Source organism: Chryseobacterium sp. BGARF1 (assembly GCF_001677955.1).
GTDB lineage: Bacteria > Bacteroidota > Bacteroidia > Flavobacteriales > Weeksellaceae > Chryseobacterium.
Genome location: NZ_LELA01000142.1, coordinates 1 through 1083 on the forward strand (window position 1 = coordinate 1; position 1083 = coordinate 1083).

At 32.8% G+C, this 1083-nt stretch carries 2 protein-coding genes; both read left to right on the top strand.

Features of this window, described 5'->3' with window-relative positions:
* Window positions 1–105 precede the first annotated feature (105 nt).
* Window positions 106–477 carry a glycine cleavage system protein H gene (locus tag AB671_RS20600; protein WP_066682041.1) on the top strand — a complete coding sequence of 124 codons (372 nt, stop codon included), beginning with the start codon at window positions 106–108 and terminating at the stop codon, window positions 475–477.
* The gene (locus AB671_RS20605; RefSeq protein WP_066682043.1) at window positions 474–1070 is read left to right on the top strand and encodes a methyltransferase domain-containing protein; all 597 of its coding nucleotides are present in this window, start codon (window positions 474–476) and stop codon (window positions 1068–1070) included. The genes AB671_RS20600 and AB671_RS20605 overlap by 4 nt, the downstream gene beginning before the upstream one ends.
* Window positions 1071–1083: the final 13 nt, after the last annotated feature.

Consider the following 1083-nt stretch of genomic DNA (forward strand, 5'->3'; position numbering starts at 1 on the left):
AAAGTGCTAAACACGGAAGTGAAATTTTTATTAATATAAGAAATAAACCGGTCAAAGGTGTGATTGTGAAAACTCCATTTATTAAAGACTAAATTAAATAACTGTATGCTTATTCCCAAAAACCATTATTATACAGAAAATCATCTGTGGTTAAGAAAAATAGGACTATACGATTTCTGTGTAGGGATTACCGACTTTGCTCAAAAGGAGATAGGAGAAATCCATCTGGTTGAATATATGAGGCAAGAATCTATCATAGGTAAAGAGAACCATTTTGGAGCTATACATGGAATCAATAAGACTTTTTCGCTTGTTGCTCCATGTGAATTTCAAATTGTAGAGATGAATGAAAATGTAGCTGTAAAACCTTCCCATATTAACACAGACCCATATAATTCTTGGTTTTTTATTCTTTCAACTCATATTTCAACAAATGAATTTTTAACATGCGAAGAATATTTACAAATAACAAAATGATTTTTAAACAGCTTAGACATAATATTGATGTAAAGGATGCCGTTTTTAATGAAATTTATCCTCCAAACATAAAGGTCGTTGCAGAAAAACACTGGACTCCTATTGCTGTAGCCAAAATGGCTGCAAAATATTTGGTAGAAAAACCAGGTACGAAAGTACTTGATATTGGTGCGGGTGCAGGTAAGTTTTGTCTGGTCGGTGCTGCTTCTATAGAAGGTTTTTTTTATGGAGTAGAGCAAAGAGCTTCCCTCACTAAAATATCAAAAAAAATAGCAGTGAGGCATAATATTGAGAATGTAGAATTCATCCATTCCAATATCGATAAAATTAGCTTTTCTGATTATGAAGCCTTTTACTTTTTTAATTCTTTTTTTGAGAATATAGATACTTCCAATCCGATTGATGATGTAATACTTCCTGACAGTGATTTATACCATGCTTATTCAGATTATGTAAAACAGCAACTCAATAAAACTCCTGTGGGAACCCGGTTGGTTACTTATTGGAGTAAATGGGACGAAATTCCAACAAACTTTGAATTTGTGGACTCTGCCTGCAATGGGTTTTTAAGTTTCTGGAAAAAGGTATCCTAGCTGAATGTTTTAA

Coding starts and splice junctions, on each gene's coding strand:
- AB671_RS20600 (WP_066682041.1), top strand. CDS start 106: ATGCTTATTCCCAAAAACCATTATTATACAGAAAATCATCTGTGGTTA.
- AB671_RS20605 (WP_066682043.1), top strand. CDS start 474: ATGATTTTTAAACAGCTTAGACATAATATTGATGTAAAGGATGCCGTT.